Origin of the sequence: Paenibacillus sp. V4I7 (genome assembly GCF_030817275.1) — a bacterium.
Taxonomy (GTDB): Bacteria; Bacillota; Bacilli; order Paenibacillales; family NBRC-103111; genus Paenibacillus_E.
Genome location: NZ_JAUSZD010000002.1, coordinates 2,101,373 through 2,119,344, shown reverse-complemented (window position 1 = coordinate 2,119,344; position 17,972 = coordinate 2,101,373). Strand labels below are relative to the sequence as shown.

Here is a 17,972-nt window from a genome sequence, read left to right as displayed (position 1 = left end):
GTCTACTCTACATATTCAGTAAAATCGACGTTCTCGATAATCCACCGCTTGCGTGGATCTACCTTATCGCCCATTAATGTTGTTACTCGCCGTTCCGCTTTAGCAGGATCTTCAATCTGTACCTGCAGCAAAGTACGGCTTTCTGGATTCATCGTCGTTTCCCATAACTGCTCAGGATTCATCTCACCAAGACCTTTATAACGCTGAAGCTCGGTATTCTTACCAAGTTCTTTGACAACTACCTGCAGCTGATCGTCTGTCCAGGCGTACTTGTATCCACCATTCTTACCTTTTCTTGTCACTTTATAAAGCGGTGGTTGTGCGATGAACACTTTACCCTGATCGATCAATGGCTTCATATAGCGATAAAAGAAGGTCAAAAGCAGGACCTGAATGTGTGCACCATCCGTGTCTGCATCTGTCATAATAATAATTTTACCGTAATTCATCTCTTCGGATTCGAATTCAGAGCCCACGCCAGCCCCAATGGCTGCGATGATCGCTTTGTATTCATCATTTTTCATAATATCGAGAAGCTTGGATTTCTCGGGATTCATTGGTTTTCCTTTGAGCGGTAAAATCGCCTGATGCTTGGAATCACGTCCTTGCTTCGCTGAACCGCCGGCGGAATCTCCTTCGACAATGAACAACTCATTGCGCTGCAAATCCTTCGATTGAGCAGGGGTTAGCTTACCATTTAGGTTTGAGCTCTCACTCTTTCCTTTTTTACCGCTGCGAATTTCTTCCCGCGCTTTACGAGCAGCTTCCCGTGCTTTGGAAGCTTGTACAGCCTTCTTCAGCATCATTTGCGCGATTTGCGGATTTTCCTCCAAGAAAACAGTCATTTTATCAGAAACAACCGCATCCACTGCGCTTCTTGCATTAGCGCTTCCAAGCTGATCTTTCGTTTGACCAACGAATTCAACATCGCCCATCTTGATATTGATAACAACCATCATACCTTCCCGAAGGTCGGTACCATCAAGATTTTTTTCTTTTTCTTTGATAATGCCCCCTTTACGGGCATATTCATTCATGACGCGTGTATAAGCCGTCTTAAAGCCAGTCTCATGCGTACCGCCGCCGCGAGTAGGGATTGAGTTTACGAAGGAAGCGATCGTTTCCGTGTAGCCATCATTATATTGCAGGGCCACTTCCACTTCGATTTCATCCTTTTCTGAAGCAAAGTGAATCACAGGATGAAGAACTGTTTTCTCCTCATTCAGGAATTCAACAAATTGACTTGCGCCACCCTCATATTGAAAAGTATCTAACTTATCCGAACGTTCGTCTTTCAAGTTTACGAGAAGTCCTGAATTGAGGAAAGCAATTTCTTGCAGACGTTCAGCTAAAGTATCGTAGTTTATGGTCGTTCCGCCTTGAAATACGCGTTTGTCAGGCTTGAAAGTGACTTTCGTTCCTGTTCGATTGGTATTTCCTACGACTTCAAGCCCGGTAACGGGTTCACCAACATGCTCGATTCCTGCATCGTCAACCCAATATTCAAAGCGCATTTTATGCACCTTGCTATCTCGGTAAATTTCTACTTCCAGCCATTCGGATAGGGCATTTGTTACCGATGCGCCAACACCATGAAGTCCGCCAGACTTCTTATAGCCTGTTCCACCAAATTTGCCGCCGGCATGTAGGATAGTAAATACAACTTGTGGAGTTGGTACGCCGGTCTTATGCATACCGGTTGGAATCCCCCTCCCATTATCCTGAACCGTAATCGACTGATCCTTATGTATCGTCACATTAATCTTGGAACAATGTTTGGCAAGATGCTCGTCAACCGCATTGTCCACGATCTCCCAGATCAGATGATGTAGACCCGATGCACTTGTACTACCAATATACATCCCTGGTCTTTTACGAACTGCTACAAGACCTTCCAGGACTTGTATATCATCAGCCTCATAATTCGATGTTGGGGCTATTCCTTTCGCCAATTCTAGCTGCTCGGACATTGAAGCCCTCCTTTATCTAAGTTAACCGTTAATTCAAAACATCTTTTCGTGAAAATACCGTAAATGAAACAATGAGCGAAGCGATCGCCCACACACTTAAAACGCTAAGTGAGAAGGTCAAGTCCATCCCTTTTATTGGTGGAAGGCCTCCCGTTAAATACTTGGTTAGGTCCAAATTGACCATAAACAAATATTTCGCAGTTTCCCAAGACGACACCATGTTCGAAAGTATGGTTCCTGATATTAATACGGCAAGCATGACCCCCATACCTGCAGCTGTGGAACGAATGAGAACGGATAGCATTAGTGACATAAGTGCTACGACTAATGCTGAGAACCAAACCAATCCAAACTCCATGATAAGAAAGAACCATTGATCAACTGCACGTACAAGACTGAAATCCACTTCCGTGCCTGTTAGCTGGATACCTGTAAAAACAGGCATCGTCCATCCGTTATACCCGAAAACAACACCTGAAATCAAATAACTTAAGACACCAGTGGACAATACGGTGAGCGAAGTAAAGAAGACAACCGTAATTAATTTACTCAATAGGATTTTCCATCGCCGGACCGGTCTTGTCAACAATAATTTAATAGTCCCCGTAGAATGCTCAGATGATACGATGTCAGCGGAAATGACCATAATAATGAGCGGAATGAATAAACCTACAGCATTTTTCACAAACTCACGTGTAAAAGTCACCGCATTCGGTGTACTCGGATCTACATCCTTTTCAAGATAATAGTTAGCAATTTGAATTTGTACTCTAAGCTGTTGTTTCCACTCATCCGGTGTTCGAGCTGATCCTAAACGCTTTTCCCAGTCGGCAATTTTCTGCCGTTGGTCCGCCTTCCAGTCCGTCGTACCAAACTGCTTTTGTGCATTTTGGGCAACTCGCATTTGAGCATAAGTGAACATAGGGATTAATGCAAGAAGTATAAGTAGGATAACATAAAAGCGTTTTTTCTTAATCATTTTAATACATTCATTCTTAACAAGGGCATATAAAATAAGCAATTCTTTCACCTTCTCCTATTCAATTCTTTCACCTTCGGTTAGGCTCAAGAACAAATCTTCCAGTGTTGGATTTTTGATTTCTACAGCAAAGAGGCTTATTCCTGCTTCCATCAAATGCTGACTTACCTGCGGGACGTTTTCCTTATCCATAAGTGTAACGATTTGTTTCACCGTCAATGGTAAGCCTATTGGACTTTCTTGAGAAATTTCCTCAATAGCCAGCACAAGTGGCGACGCCTCTAAAAGCCCCTCGGCCTTGTAGGCCGGAGACACGGACCACACGACTTTGCCTCCTTGAGCGACCAAATCATCAACGGCTCCCACTTGTATGACTTCACCATGACTAATGATGGCTACACGATGGCACATTTGTTGAATCTCGCTAAGCAAGTGACTGGATACGAACAAACTAAGTCCACCCGCGGCCAAACGCTGAATGAACTCCCTCATTTCCTTAATCCCTTGTGGATCAAGTCCATTCGTTGGCTCGTCCAATATCAATAAACTAGGCCGTCCAAGCAGTGCTTGTGCAATACCGAGTCGTTGACGCATACCAAGGGAGTAAGTCCGTACCTTATCATGAATACGTTGATCCATGGAGACGATCTCAACGACCTCTTGGATCCGTTTCTCATCGACATTCGGCAGCATTCTTGCAAAATGCTCAAGATTTTCCCAACCTGTCAAGTAGGAATATAGCTCGGGATTCTCGACGATACAACCGACATGCCGCATCGCTTGATTATGTTCCTTGTGAACATCGTGGCCACAAATCTGAATAGACCCTTCAGTCGGGCGTATTAAATCAACGAGCATGCGAATCGTCGTTGTTTTGCCCGATCCATTGGGTCCTAAGAAACCAAAGATCTCACCCGCGTATACATCAAATGAAATCCCTTTAATAATCTCTTTATTTTTAATTCGTTTTTTTAAGTTTTTCACAGATAAAACCGTTGTTGGAACTGCTGCTACAGCCATCAGCTTGGCCTCCCCTACTTCAGAATTTGTACAATCCGATCGGCAATACGCTCATAGCCGTCCCCGTTAGGATGAAAATGATCGGCTGAAGACAAATATTTGATCAAATTTTGTTCAAACAAATCATAGGTTGGGACAATGACCATTCGAGGATAACGATTCATCATTTCAAAGACACTGTTATTCCATCGCTGTACAATAAGCGAACCTTCTTTTTTGGGGTCTAAATCAAGAAAAGGATGATATAAGCCAACATATAACACAGTTGCATTCGGGTTGGCCAAATTAATCGCTTGAATTACCTTCTCCATTTTGGCCAGAGCAGGCTCTACACGTTTAAGCGCACCCTCCGGGTTAAACTCCGTCTGATTTTCTCCTTTAAAAAGCCCATCCCCACCAGCAAAAATATCATTGCCACCAATTGTGAGTAAAATGATATCCGCCTGAGCGAGTGCGTCTTGTGTCTTTTTCAGCGCTAAATCAGCGAGAAGTTGGTCACTCTTATAGCCTGGAATTGCGAGATTATTGAGCACGAATACCGGCTTACCGCTTTCCTTCTCCAGCTTTTCGCGGACACGTCCAACGTATCCTTTGCCGGTGTTATCACCAGTTCCTGCCGTTAATGAATCACCAAGCGCAACAATCTGCAGCTTACTTTTACTCTCAATCATTGTTTCTTTCTTAGGCGCAGTCGTTACAAGATTGAGGTCTCCGGATGCTTTGGGAAACCATATTTGATTCGCCGCGTAAGCAAAGCCTACTGCGAAAACAATCGTAGATATCGAAGCTGTAAGGCCAATTGCACCCCACATAAAACGAGATGATCTCAAGGAATTCCCCTCCTGCGAATAAATGGCATAATTCACTCTAAGAGTATAGCTTCTTGAATAATTTTGCAAACATTACAATACGGAACGGGCCCACATGAGATCGTGAGTTACCTGTTTCATTTATTTTGAAAATGAATGCCGCTTTCAAAAAAGCTGGCTGTATTATAACAAATTACGGCTTTGGGAGGCCCGCAGCAGTCTGAGTCGATTATTTCGGATGTCTCTTGACAGTTCAACAGCGTATAGGCTGCTGGGACGGCCTAAAATATGCCAGAACCTTGTCTAGGCTGGCATCGGTAGGCTGAGAAGTCGTTTTTCGAGCTTTCGCTTGGTGATGATATTAAGAAAACCCTGCCATTAGCCAGGTCCTTCTATTAACAGCCTCCCAGCTACTTGGACATCTGTAACGATGTAAAACATCGTTACAAGCCACACGCAGAGCGGATGTCAGCGCTTTTTTATCTGCAATGATGAGAATCATCGTTACAGCACGACCACGGCTGAGACATCTGTAACGATGTAAAAAATCGTTACAAGCCACACACAGCACGGATATCAGGCCTATCTCACCTGTATTAAAGGGTTGCCTCTCTGTCACCCAAAACATATAAATTCTTATCTTATGAAATAAGCTCGTAAACCGAGCTCTCACTTGTCGATGCTTACAATAGGCTCGGTTTCAGAGCCTATTGTAAGCGAAAATCGTTGCGAAAAATGTAGGATGAGAAGCCGTTTTCCATGCATTCGGCGGAATCAGAAATGAAGCATAAGCGGATATGCTCGAAATCTGAGCTTTCACCAGCCATTTCCCATCAACGCCAGCAACAGCCTTCCGTGCTAAGCTTGCTGTATTCACCGAAAAAAGCCGTTTAACCGCCACAGCAGTTAAAACAGCTTTTTCTCAAACTCTAAACCGCATCCTGTAAAAATTTGTATTGGGCTTGAATAAGTCCAAAGTAAATCTTTTGTTCTTTCATGAGTTCCTCATGATTACCGATCTCCATCATACGCCCATGATCGAGCACTACGATTTTATCAGCATTCCGAATCGTAGAAAGTCTGTGCGCGACGATGAAGGAGGTTCGACCAGCAAGCAGCGTTTTGAGAGCTTCCTGAATTTTGAGCTCTGTATCCGTATCAATACTAGCCGTTGCTTCATCCAAGATAAGAACACGCGGGTTCGCAAGTAGTGCTCTTGCAAAGGAAATCAACTGACGCTGACCCATCGAGAGTACGTTACCGCGCTCTTGAACCTCTGTATCATAGCCTGCTGGCAAACTCATGATAAAATCGTGTGCATGAACAGCCTTGGCTACAAGCTCAATCTCTTCATTCGTAGCATCTAGACGACCGAAGCGGATATTTTCCCGAATCGTGCCAGAGAAAATAAACGTATCTTGAAGCACGACTCCGATCTGAGAACGCAAGCTTTGGATGGTTACATGACGAATATCCTGGCCATCGATAAGTATTTTGCCTTCATTTGGGTCATAGAAACGGCATAATAAATTCATAATCGTACTTTTACCCGATCCTGTATGACCAACCAGCGCGATGGATTGACCAGCCTGTACATCCAGATTAATGCCGTTGAGTGCTGGTCTACCAGGCTCATATTCAAATACAAGATTCTCAAACTTCACATTCCCTTGGATACTTGATAGAGCTTTAGCACCCTCGATCTCAGCTACAGTTGGTTCCTCATCAATAAACTCGAAGATCCGCTCCGCTGAAGCCATTGCAATGAGCAGTTGGGAATACATTTGTCCTAACCGCGTAATTGGTTCCCAGAAATAGCCTATGTAAGTAGCGAATGCAACTAACAAACCGACCGATATTTCTTCCGTTTGAATTAAATGAGCACCTAGCCAAAACAGAATACAATAGCCAACAGCTCCCGTAATTTCAATGAGAGGACCAAACGATTGATTGAGCATCGAAGCTCGGTTCCAAGACAAACGATTGACCATATTCATTTTCGTAAAAAATTGAATATTTTCTTTTTCTTGTGTATAGGCTTGTGTAACTTTGATGCCTTGTATACATTCATTTAAATGCGCATTCAGACGGGATTGCTTCATCGTCACATCCTGCCAGGCACGACGAATCTTTTTCCGAAGCTGAGTCGATATGAGGAACATAATCGGAACCGTCACGATTATCGCTGCACCTAGTTTGAAATTAAACGTCAATAAAATAATAATAATGCCACAAAGCTGTACAACATCAATTAATAAGTTAACTACACCATTCGTGAACAAATCTTGCAACGAATTCACATAGTTCGTTACTCGAACGAGCACCGAGCCTGCCGGACGTGTATCGAAAAACCGAAACGACAGCTTTTGAATATGACTGAATAAATCATGGCGTAGATCGTAGATGACGCGCTGACCAATCATATTCGTATATTTAATGCGGAATGTATTGGCTAGCCATTGAATGACATATACGGCAAGCATGATCCCAACGATTAGAAAAAGTAGATTCTTATCCTTCGGAATGATGGAATTATCAATGGCTTCACGAATGAGCAGTGGTATGGTCAGCTTCGTAATTGCTCCTACCAACATCATAATAATGATAATAGGCAGCATTTGTTTTTTATAAGGCTTCATATAACTAAATAAACGTTTTAACTGACCCCAATCAAAAGGCTTTTCAATCAGTTCATCATCTTGATATACGAATCGTTGCCCCGCTTGGGAATCTTCTCTTTTGGCAGATGCCTCGGTTTGCGCCGAATTAGTACTCAATGTGCTAACCTTCTTTCTTGCGATGGAGAATGGTTTAACGTATCCAAATCCGTATCCTTTGTTGCCGCAGCTTGGCTGCTTGCAGCCGATTTCTGAGGTCCATCCGCATACTGAATATGATAGGTTTGACGGTAAAGACCTTCCTGCTGCAGCAGGTCCTGATGTGTGCCTCTTTGCACAATCCGACCTTTATCCAGAACAATAATTTCATCCGCATGCTTCAAGGAAGAAATCCGATGAGCAATGATAAATGTTGTACGTCCTTTCATAACCTCGCCGAAGCCTGCTTGAATCTCATGTTCCGTTTCCATATCAACCGCGCTTGTCGCGTCGTCCAGAACGAGAATTTTAGGATCCTTGATAAGCGCCCGAGCAATGGCAATCCGCTGCTTTTGACCGCCAGACAAGCCTAGTCCGCGCTCGCCAACAACCGTGTCATACCCTTCCGGAAGCTCCATAATGAAATCATGCGCTTTGGACAGCTTAGCTGCCCGAATGATGTCATCCATCGTCACATCTTTACGACCATAAGAGATATTGTTGCGGATTGAAGAGGAAAACAAGAATGTTTCTTGGAAAACTGTAGCGATTTGATTGCGATAGCTTTCTACTTGTAAAGATCGAATATCTTGACCATCTAACATAACCTTGCCTTCTTTAACGTTATAAGCCCTCATTAGCAAGGAAATTACTGTTGTTTTACCCGAGCCTGTGCTGCCTAGGAGTCCTATAACAGAGCCAGGAGGAGCATCAACTGAGAAATCATAAAGGGCAGGCTGTTTTTCCGGATATGAAAATGTGACATGATCAAAACGTACATGACCTTTTACATGTTCACTCTTCAAAACAATCGCATCTTGTTGATCTTTCACATGCATGTAATGATTCAACACTTCCAAAATTTTCTCGCCAGAAGCTTTGGTTTGTGTAAAGTTATTGATATGGAAGCCCAGACCCCACATTGGTCCAATGATGTACCAGATGAGACTGAAGCAAGCAACGAGTTCACCCAGTGTAATGGTATTCTCAATCACCATGTATCCGCCAACTCCGAGCAAAGTGACGACACTTAAATTCGCCAGAATCTCCATGATTGGAAAATACTTCGCCCAAATCCCTGAGGTTTCGATATTCATGGCCTTATAATCCTCATTGCGTGCTGAAAACTTCGTTACTTCATGAGGTTCACGAGCAAACGATTTCACCGTTCGAACCCCTGTAATGTTTTCTTGTACAGCTGTGGTCATCGTGCTGAGGGATTGACGCACCATCCGGAAGGCTGGATGAATTTTGCCTTCAAAACGAATTGCGGTAAATGCCAGAAAAGGCATCGTAATCATCGTAAGTAAAGCCAGCTTCCAGTTAATCGAGAACATCATCCCCATGCCAAAAACCAACATCAGCATCACGTTTAAGAGCTGAGCAAATCCGAAGCCGATAAACTGTCGAATGGCTTCCAAATCAGCAGTCAATCTAGACATTAAGTCCCCAGTTCTCGCTTGATCATAATATTGAAAGGATAAGTACTGAAGCTTGTTGTACAGCGCATTTCGCAAATGATACGCGACGCGGTTACCCAGACGACCTCCGGATAAGCCATGAAGAAATTGAAACATCCCCTTCATTGAAACGACCACTACGACTACAAGTGCTAATCTGGGGACAAGCTCAAATTGTTTCTGCGTGATCACGTCGTCGATTAAATACCGTAGTAAATTCGGATAAACGAGACCGAGCGCGGTTGCCACCGCTAAACATAAAATTGCTCCAAAAAATAATTTTTTCTCTGGCCAAAAATACGGCTTCAGTTGCCTGAACACTTCCACTTTGGGGCCCCCTCCTCAAGAAGGATAAATTGGAAAAGCTTAGAAAGCGTTTTATTACCTAATGAATCTTAACACCATCCCTATTAGCGAGCAATCAGAGGATACGAGGATTTAAACGCTTAAATGCCCATAACTTCACAAAAACTTGCAGGAATCCCCCCTATTCTTTAAAATCATCCCGATAACCATCGATGTAAGCCCTTACATGGCAATAAGCAAAAAAGGGTTGGCCAAGTTCTATGGAACCCGACCAACCCTTTCGTTTAATCATTAAACAAAAGCCTTTAATTGATGCTGTTTGGATATAAGTTCGTTCAAATCAATCTTCATTTCAAGAGCATCGCGAAGCCCTTCTGCATGTTCATTCAGCTGTTGCAGCATCAGATTTTTCTGTGTTGCAAGCCAATTTTCCAACTGATTCGCATAAGCTTGTTCAAGCTCCATTGTTTGCTGCTCGATAAATTCTGCAACCGGCGTATTCATCCGATTTTCTAAATCTGCTCTGAGCTTGCTTTTGCCATCGCCTTCGAAAAATTGCTTCGTATTTTTGAAATGACTATGGAGCAGCTTCAAGCTTACATCAGGAACTTCTAGTTTAGACGTAATTTCAGGTGTTACGAACTTACTTGATTCATACGTTCCACTTTCGAATCCTTCCATCAACTCACCAAGCTGCACTTCCCACCGTTTTACACGGCTGCTGCTAATCAGATTCATGCGATTTTCAACCCGGAGCGTTGTAGCCAACACCTCTTGGGATAAATCGTAGCCAATCATTCGCAGCAGCTCACCCCATGCAGATTGCAGAGCTTGCTTCGGATCTCTAGTATCATCCCGGAAGGTCGAAGGGTTAAACGCGTAATTGTATAATTCACCGAAGCGGTACATCGTGCGCTGCTTGACGTAGTACAAAAGCTCCTGAATTTCTTTCTTTAATTCTTTGAGCTCCGCGTCATACAGGGTATTTGCCAGAAGCTCTGTTCCGGCATTCTCCGCTTGACCGAGCTTGGTTAACTGAAGCTTCCGTTCTTCCTCCCCCGAATGCGCACGCTCCAGCCATTGCTGCATGGTCGCAATCGCGCGATTCAGCTCCAAATTAGCAGCATGAATAGCAACATCGCTAAGCTCATTGAACGTAAACTTCACGAATTCTTGCTCAAATGGCTGAATGCCAGATTGGGTAACCAGCGCTTCGTTCCCTGTTATTTTGCCCTCTGCAGCCAAATAACTGGATATTGGATAAATACGCGGATTTCGGATGCCGTGCTGCAGTAAATTCGTTTCCACATGTTTTATTACGCCATTTAATTCTTCCGAGCTAGCGGCAAGATCAGCCGCATTGACGATGAAAAACATTTTATCCATCTCAAAGCTATCCTTCACACGACCTAGCTGCAAAAGAAATTCACGGTCGGCCTGCGAGAAAGCATGATTGTAATAAGTAACGAAAAGAATAGCATCCGCATTTTTAATATAGTTAAAAGCTACGCCAGTATGGCGGGCATTAATGGAATCGGCTCCTGGCGTATCAACGAATATAATGCCTTGTTCCGTCAAAGGATTGGAATAATATAATTCGATAAATTCAACAAAACAGGACTTGGATTCGTCTGCAACATAGCTTGGGAACTCGTCTTTGGTGATTTTGAGTTCGGTGCCTAAATGATCTTGGGCTAGTGCCCAACCTTTCTCCACTGCCTTCAGGAAGGAATAATGCGGCTTCCCTTTGGCCGTAACGTCCGCAGGAGAAAGTGCGCTTATGCGTTTTAGGGCAGATAGCATGTCAATCGCCTGCACGCCCAGTATGTCCAATGAATAGAGAACGTCCTGCAGAATCGCGTCCTTCTTCTTCATCTTGACCTTGGCTGTGCCATGCGGCCAACCTTCCTGCGGCGGCATGATCTTGTTGATAGCCGCCGTCGTTGGGTTCGGCGAGACCGGCAGCACTCTTTCCCCAATCAACGCATTGGCGAAAGAGGATTTGCCGGCGCTGAAAGCGCCGAACAGGGCGATCGTGAACGTCCGCTGCCGCAGACGTTCCGATTTCTCGCGCATGGAGCGCGCGATCGACCTCATCGACGGCAGGCCCTCGATGAGGCTTGAGGCCGCCTGCAAATCGGCGGCCTTGCGCTCCATGCGCTTACCGTGTTCACCCGAGGTGAACACGGTAGGCACTGCAGCTGCCTCCACTGATGACGCAGCTGTAATGCCTGCGGCCGCGTCATCAGTCGTGGCAGCGGCCTGTAGGATCGTGCCCATGGAGGTCACGTGCAGTCCCCCGCTCAGCGGGGCTGCTGCCGTCTCCTCCATGCCCGTGTACTGCTGCGCAGCCGGCAGCGCCGGCGCAGGTGGTCTAGGCCAGCTGACCATGCGCAGCAGCTGGGCCTCTGCCTCCGCCTCGGCTTCCTCGAGGCGCTGCAGTTCCCTGCAAGCGCTGAGGCGTACGCCCAGCGCTTCCAGCTCTACCGCAAGCGTATCAACCAATTGCGCGCCCCCTTCGCGGACTGCAGCCGCGAGCAGATCAATCACCGCAAACGCCTGTTTGCGGTACTGCTGTTTAATATCAGAGGATACCTGCTTCATGTAGTTGAGTGTATATTCGCCGCCAAAGGTTGCGCCAGCATTCACTTGTGCTGCAAGCCAATGTATCGTCACGTCAACCTTCAGCGCTTCGATTTGCGCTGTAAGGACAGGATCATGCTGCCCTTGCTCCTGCGCAGCCCTCTTCAAAGCATCCCTCAGATGCCAATCCAGCTGCGCTTCTACCTGCTCAGCCAAATCCGCCTGAAACGTCCCAAGACGTTTCTCCGTTTCCAGAGCTGTTTGCGCAGCTCTGGAGAAAAAGCCTACCTTGAACCCAGGCTTACGGCTCTCCAAATATGCATGAGCCTGATCCCTGGTCAAGGCTGGTGTTATATTGGCATTCTCGATGATCATGCCAACTTCCTTACGGAGGGCCGCCGTTAACGCTTCCGGCCGTCCCTTCACTGCCGCAAGCTCTTCCTGCTTCGCAGCAGCTTGCGCCTGAACCTCCTGCACGTCACCGTCCTGGCTGATTTGCTCCATAAGCTCCGCTTTCTGCGGCTCATGCTGATCAGCCAACCACTTGCCGTGCTCTGCTGCAAGATAACGCGCGGATGCGTCGATGCTGAAGCTTCGCAGATCATCACCGCGCTCAACCAAACGACTTAGGAGCCATTGCAGCTTCGCATACTCATTATGCGGATGGTTCGGCTCCTTCATGGTCACGAACAGCAAATCATCCGGCTCGATGCCCCAGCTTAGAAAAGCTTGCTTCGTCCCCTCCTGATACTGTGCAAAAGGAAGCTCCCACTCTTTGTGCTTATCAATCATATTTACAACCAAGTAGAGCGGCTTTCCCCACTCCTTCATCTTCTTCGTGAACGCGAGATTGACTTCGGATTGAACATGGTTGTAATCCATGACATAGAAAACTACATCGGCTAGATGTAAAGCCGACTCCGTAGATTGATGATGAGCATCATCTGTAGAATCAATACCAGGCGTATCAAGCAGTCCCGTTTGACTACCCAGAAACGGAATCGGATACGTAATCTCTACCGTTTCAATATCGGTACCATTGACGCAATACGCTTCTAATTCTTCAAGCGCAATTGTTTTCGGTTTGCCCGGATTGTTTGATGTACCATCCTTCAAGCGATGCGTAACATGAGCACCCGGTGATCCATTACGAATACTCACGATGTTTGCACTTGTTGGAATCGGGCTGGACGGCAGCAAGGCGTGCCCACAAAGCTGATTAATTAGGGTCGATTTTCCCGCTGAGAAATGACCGCAGAACGCTATATTCATCCGTCCAGCGTCTATTTTATCAAGCAGCTGACCTAGCTTACTTGCGTTGTCGTAATCCCCTTTTGTTTGCAGTTTAACCTGCATGTTCTTAATCGCATCCGGCATAACCGAGATGCTTATATCCACCATTTGCGTCATTCGTCCATTCCGCTCCTTATGATCCGTTCTTCTCTCCAAACATAACAGAAAAAAATCTCCCAAAGGGAGATTTAGGTTTTAGGACATTACGGCTTTTTCTTTTTCCGGCAAGAAAATCTCAAAGACATCGCGATGCTGCAAAATCGTAATGTCGGAGTCTTTTACTTTCATAACCACGACCTCAGATTTCGTTTTCATCTTGTCTATGTAATTCTGAGGAACTTCACCGGATTCACTGACTGTTACACCTTCAATGACTTTTTCCTCATTATCGGCTAGGGGTGTATTAATCACTTGCTCATAAATATCGGAGAACAGTTCAAAGCTATTCGTGTATACGGCGATGCATTTCATTTCAAATCCCATCCTTTGTCTGCATATCATTTGTTTGTAATAGTTTTCCTAGTTGCACTTGGTTTCATACGTTTCTTACCCTCACGACAATTGTCCAGCAATGGACATATCGTACATTGCGGGTTCTGAGCTTTGCAGTGATACCGACCGAAGAATATAAGTCGATGATGCGTTTGTGTCCACTCTTCGCGCGGAACCTTCTTCATCAGCTTCCTTTCAACTTCAAGTACCGAATCGTCCCAGCCAACTAATCCTAGTCTTTTGGAGACTCGCTCAACATGGGTGTCTACCGCAATAGCAGGTACCCCGAAAGCGTTCGATACGACGACATTTGCTGTTTTACGGCCTACGCCGGGCAGTTCGATCAAGTGTTCGTACTTCTCTGGAATTTCGCCTTCAAACTTGTCCAGCAGCAATTGACACAACTTTTGAATATTGCTTGCTTTATTTCGAAATAATCCAATCCGTCGAATGTCTTGCTCCAGTTCTGTAAGTGGAACGGCCAAGTAATCTTCAGGACGCTTATATTTCTGAAATAAATCCAATGTCACCTTATTCACGGTTTCATCGGTGCATTGAGCCGATAATAATACAGCAATCGTTAATTCAAACGGATTACTGTGGCGCAGCTCGCAATGTGCATCCGGAAAGAGCTCACCGATTGTATCCAAAATATGCCTTACTAACTTCTGTGTCATGTCTTTACTTCCTTAGGGTCGTAATAATCTCCAGTGTAGCGAATTGTGGCGTTAGAATCAATCCTTGAAAGCGTCAAAATGCGAACATTTTCTAAATAATCGCCATATTTATTTTATAAATTAGAAAAAAAACCGCCTGCCTTAGAAGTCAAGCTCCTAATATACAGACGGATGAACTTAATTTTCGTTCAAATTTATTTCTCAATCTCAACAATTTTATCGTCTAACACATAAAGAGTTACTTGATCTCCAGCTGCAAAGGATGATGCCGACACGACATCTGTTCCTTTATGGAAATAGGCTCTTGGGAAAATACTATAAGCCGTTTTTTCTCCGGAGCTTGTCGCTTTGAAGTAAAATTGGTTCACGACGTTATTGTAGTTATCCACTTCCCGTTTAGATCCTACAGCAACTTGTATCATAATTTTATCATTAGCGTCTTTCATCACTTGAACACGATCGCCCACTTTGATGGAAGTGAAACTCCATGCTACGCCGCCATTAAGTTTAACGCCAAAATTGCTGCCTGCGTTAATCACTTGACTTTTACCTGAAAAATCTTGAACGGTTAAGCTTGTGCTTGCCGCATCCACAGCTGTAACTTTGCCGCGTACAGGACTGATCAGCTCTGCTTTTACAACAGCTAGACCTTTGAACGTCAGCTTCACATAATCATCAATAGCAAAGTCTGCAATAGAACCTACACTTTGATCCGCTTTGACGATTGGAACACCGTCTAGGGAAATGACATACGAAGTGTTCGCCTCATCCGTCACAGTAATTTGCTTGCTGTTCACATTAGATAAAATTGTTTTATAAAGTGCCGTTTTACTCGTTACAATTTTCGTGACAATATTCTGATCAAAGCTTAATAATAAACTCACATTATCACCAACTTTTAAGTCAGAAAGTGCGCTGTTCGGTTTATTTGCAAGCTCAACCTGCGGTGCATAGGTAAGTTTGAACGTCAAGTTTTGACCACTGTCTGTTTTCAGTGTAATATCATTCGTTTGTAAATTTAATTGTGTTAATGCCCCATCAAGTTGGGAGGACATTTTAATTTGCGTTACAGCATTTTTCGAAACTAATAAATCAACATATTTACCTGCTGTGAAAGTACTGTTGAAACTCGAAAAGGGAAGTGTTGTTCCAGCATAGGAAATAGAAACAGTATCAGTCATTTTATAAACATGCGGATTACCTGTATTATCGGTCACGGTTAAGTATTTCGATGTTGGATTGTAGCTATCAATTTTTGCAAAATATAAATTATCAATGGAACGATTCGTTACCGTAATCAAAGTAACCTTGTTATTCAGTACATCCAGCTTAAGTTGATCTCCAGGTGCAAGATCGTAAATGCTCGCTGTTGTTAAACCATTGATACGTACCTGAACATTGTCAGCTAATAAATAGGCTGCTAATGACGCACCTGCCGACTTCGTGATAGTTAAATATGTTTTGTCATCACTCAAATCTTTGAGTGTCCCCTCAACACTTACACCAACATCCGCTTGCTTTTTAATTACAATCTTCACAACTTCACTATTTTTAACCGTATACTCAACCGAATCTCCAACGTGAAGTGAATTGATATCTACGAGGCTGTTATCTGGTAAAGTCGCAATCAAACTGCTAGAGAAACCATACGTTTCAGGCTGGCCTGATACGGTGTCAAGAAGCGTAATTTGCATCGCATCTTTATTTAACGTTTGAATCGCGCCTTCTGCTGTTTTATTAACTGGTACCTGCTTAACAATGATGGACGTATATTTATCGGTTTTAACGATCTTGCTTTTACGCAACTGAATCGTACTGCCATTGACGATAGAAGCTAGGCTCAAGCCACGTCCTTCCGCATCAGTTACAGCGACATCCGGCGCTAAATCATAGCTCTCAAAGTCATCCAAAGTTGCCTTAAGGCTAGTCATATTCAATTTCAACAGTTTACCCTCATGAATATCCAGTTGAAGCTCATCGCTAATAATTTCAACATAGTAGGCTGTTCCATTTACTTGAACGAGCGAAACTTCAAACGTTTCTTGCAGCGTTTTTGCAGCTATCGCCGTATCATTTTTATTACCATAGAACACCGTGCTCGGTGAAAGTTTATATGTACTCGTATTCCCGTCTTTATCCATAAGGCCAATTGTGCCACTTGTTAAGCTTGTCATGTAGCCTTTCACTGCACGTGAAGGCAATGTAGCTAGCTCCTTTTGCGAACGACTTAAAAAAGCCGCCATTTGCGCACGCGTGACTGCCCCTTTAGGTTGAAACGTGCCATCTTCAAAGCCATCAACTACCTTCAAAGCTACAGCTGCATTAACAAAACCCAATGTTGAGCTGCTAATGTCATTATTATCTTTGAAAGCCGTTGGTGTTGTCGATAAGCTTTGTGCGGTGGTTGCCTTCCCGATAGCGCGAATTACTACTTCAGCTACCCATTCCCTTGTTGCCTTTCGCTGGCCCCATTTATCTTTGGACTTATCGCTTTGGCTTCTAACTTTCTCTTCCTCGTTGGAGATTAAGCCTTTCTGGAGAGCAATAGCTACATAATTACGCGCATAGTTATCAACCAGCATGAAATCTGGAAACACCGTTGCTGTTGTCATTGCATCTACTTCGCCTTGCAAGCCCATCATACGAGTAGCCATAATTAGGACATCCTGCTGTGAAACTGAGTTCTCTGCCCGGTAAGCACCATCCTCGTAGCCTTCAATAATGCCTTCCAAAGCAAGTTTGGATATATGTCGAATGCCCCAATAGTCCGATTTTACGTCAGGGAAAGAAAGCTTTACATTACTTGTTGATGTCGTATTTACTGACTCTGCTGCCAAAACTGGCGTCCCTGCCAGGCTAGTTATAATTAAAGAGCTAACAATTGCACTTGCTAATTTCTTGTTTTTCATCGTTGATTAAGACTCCTCTGCTACTACATTTAATTAGGTCGTTTAATTGGATACGGAAGCTCTAGATGCCCCATTAAGCTATCCACTTGTTTGCCGTTTTTCAGTACATATAAAGACTTCACTTCTGGAAATTGAAACACGGTTTTCTTCAAAGCTTGTAGAAACAACTCCTCACCCGGAGCGCCTAATTGCGTTTTGGGACCAAATTTGAGATCAATCTTCAATTCACCCTTAACTTTATCAAATGAAGTGCTTGTGAATGTAAGATCATCAAATAAAGGAATCGCTTTAGGATCATCACTCTTTTTGAGTGCGTTTAGTACAGCTTCATACACGTCAGCGTCCTGTTTGTAGCTGATTGTGACTTCTTTTTCTATAAGTTTCATTTCGTCCTGATCACTGTAAAAAACTTTAACCTTTTTTTGCTTTAAAGGTTCTGGTGTTGGGGTTGGTGCAGGACTTTGTACCACAGTTGTAGGCGTCGGCACCTCGGTTGTAGCTTGATATGTTGCTCCACCGACGAGTTGACCTTTCTGACCGCAGGCGGTTACAGACAACGTGATGGCACTTACAAGAAGCACCCCATGAAATAGGCGACTTGTTTTGGTCATCTCACTCACTCCTTAGCGTTTTGCCTAGCAAAACGAACTTCGAAAGC

11 protein-coding genes are annotated in these 17,972 nt (G+C 44.2%); all 11 read right to left on the bottom strand.

Translation table 11 applies throughout. The features are described from left to right. Positions 1-2: 2 nt before the first annotated feature. The gene (gene parE, locus QFZ80_RS10850) at positions 3-1,970 is read right to left on the bottom strand and encodes a DNA topoisomerase IV subunit B (RefSeq protein WP_307546777.1); all 1,968 of its coding nucleotides are present in this window, start codon (positions 1,968-1,970) and stop codon (positions 3-5) included. Between the two features lie 28 nt (positions 1,971-1,998). Then, positions 1,999-2,991: an ABC transporter permease gene (locus tag QFZ80_RS10845; RefSeq protein ID WP_307555567.1), complete on the bottom strand. Its 993-nt coding sequence runs from the start codon at positions 2,989-2,991 to the stop codon at positions 1,999-2,001. Between the two features lie 15 nt (positions 2,992-3,006). Then, positions 3,007-3,969: an ABC transporter ATP-binding protein gene (locus QFZ80_RS10840; protein WP_307546778.1), complete on the bottom strand. Its 963-nt coding sequence runs from the start codon at positions 3,967-3,969 to the stop codon at positions 3,007-3,009. A 14-nt stretch (positions 3,970-3,983) separates the two neighbouring features. Then, positions 3,984-4,799, bottom strand: a complete 816-nt coding sequence (locus QFZ80_RS10835) for a GDSL-type esterase/lipase family protein (protein WP_307546780.1) — start codon at positions 4,797-4,799, stop codon at positions 3,984-3,986. Between the two features lie 908 nt (positions 4,800-5,707). Then, entirely contained in the window at positions 5,708-7,555 is a 1,848-nt protein-coding gene (locus QFZ80_RS10830; RefSeq protein WP_307546782.1) for an ABC transporter ATP-binding protein, read from the bottom strand. After that, positions 7,552-9,381, bottom strand: a complete 1,830-nt coding sequence (locus QFZ80_RS10825; RefSeq protein WP_307558804.1) for an ABC transporter ATP-binding protein — start codon at positions 9,379-9,381, stop codon at positions 7,552-7,554. The genes QFZ80_RS10830 and QFZ80_RS10825 overlap by 4 nt, the downstream gene beginning before the upstream one ends. 270 nt (positions 9,382-9,651) lie before the next feature. Beyond that, on the bottom strand, positions 9,652-13,353 hold the full coding sequence (locus tag QFZ80_RS10820) for a dynamin family protein (RefSeq protein WP_307558802.1): 3,702 nt from the start codon (positions 13,351-13,353) through the stop codon (positions 9,652-9,654). 78 nt (positions 13,354-13,431) lie between these two features. Continuing rightward, a complete protein-coding gene (locus QFZ80_RS10815; protein WP_029193089.1) occupies positions 13,432-13,707 on the bottom strand; it encodes a hypothetical protein in 276 nt (91 codons plus the stop codon). 26 nt (positions 13,708-13,733) lie between these two features. Further along, positions 13,734-14,405: an endonuclease III gene (gene nth / locus QFZ80_RS10810; RefSeq protein ID WP_307546789.1), complete on the bottom strand. Its 672-nt coding sequence runs from the start codon at positions 14,403-14,405 to the stop codon at positions 13,734-13,736. Between the two features lie 194 nt (positions 14,406-14,599). Further along, a complete protein-coding gene (locus QFZ80_RS10805) occupies positions 14,600-17,314 on the bottom strand; it encodes an S-layer homology domain-containing protein (RefSeq protein ID WP_307546791.1) in 2,715 nt (904 codons plus the stop codon). A 29-nt stretch (positions 17,315-17,343) separates the two neighbouring features. Beyond that, the gene (locus QFZ80_RS10800) at positions 17,344-17,925 is read right to left on the bottom strand and encodes a GerMN domain-containing protein (RefSeq protein ID WP_307558800.1); all 582 of its coding nucleotides are present in this window, start codon (positions 17,923-17,925) and stop codon (positions 17,344-17,346) included. Between the last annotated feature and the right edge of the window lie 47 nt (positions 17,926-17,972).

What these genes read in the sequence shown, in the direction of transcription:
- parE (WP_307546777.1), bottom strand. Translation starts at nt 1,970, where the DNA reads ATGTCCGAGCAGCTAGAATTGGCGAAAGGAATAGCCCCAACATCGAAT.
- QFZ80_RS10840 (WP_307546778.1), bottom strand. Translation starts at nt 3,969, where the DNA reads ATGGCTGTAGCAGCAGTTCCAACAACGGTTTTATCTGTGAAAAACTTA.
- QFZ80_RS10820 (WP_307558802.1), bottom strand. Translation starts at nt 13,353, where the DNA reads ATGACGCAAATGGTGGATATAAGCATCTCGGTTATGCCGGATGCGATT.
- QFZ80_RS10815 (WP_029193089.1), bottom strand. Translation starts at nt 13,707, where the DNA reads ATGAAATGCATCGCCGTATACACGAATAGCTTTGAACTGTTCTCCGAT.
- nth (WP_307546789.1), bottom strand. Translation starts at nt 14,405, where the DNA reads ATGACACAGAAGTTAGTAAGGCATATTTTGGATACAATCGGTGAGCTC.
- QFZ80_RS10805 (WP_307546791.1), bottom strand. Translation starts at nt 17,314, where the DNA reads ATGAAAAACAAGAAATTAGCAAGTGCAATTGTTAGCTCTTTAATTATA.
- QFZ80_RS10800 (WP_307558800.1), bottom strand. Translation starts at nt 17,925, where the DNA reads ATGACCAAAACAAGTCGCCTATTTCATGGGGTGCTTCTTGTAAGTGCC.